The sequence below is a fragment of the Brevibacterium sp. SIMBA_078 genome, assembly GCF_046534565.1.
Taxonomy (GTDB): domain Bacteria; phylum Actinomycetota; class Actinomycetes; order Actinomycetales; family Brevibacteriaceae; genus Brevibacterium.
This window is the reverse complement of record NZ_JAWRYQ010000470.1, coordinates 1-246: the sequence shown is the minus strand read 5'-3', so window position 1 is coordinate 246 and position 246 is coordinate 1. Positions and strand designations below refer to the sequence as shown.

The window sequence follows — 246 nt, the reverse complement described above, 5'->3', positions numbered from 1 at the left end:
GGGTTGCGCTTAACTGATATCACGTTATCCCATGAAGTCGATATTCAACAACGCAAGCCCATCGGTAACGTTAAGCTGTTAGATGTAAATACATTAAGACGTGAAGGTTTATATAGTTGGACAGCGGTAAAAGCGCCAAGAGGGTTAAACGAAAAGATTTTTCATGTTTGGACCCTTAATAACCAAGTCGTAGATCGAATTGCATTAAATATTACAGGTGGACGAGAGCAAGGCTATAGAGCATGG

Annotated in this window: 1 protein-coding gene; it reads left to right on the top strand. The window is 40.7% G+C overall.

What is annotated here, in order from left to right:
* Positions 1-246 (top strand): DUF2914 domain-containing protein (locus tag SB749_RS20450; RefSeq protein WP_410711922.1); only part of this gene is annotated, 246 nt, incomplete at both ends.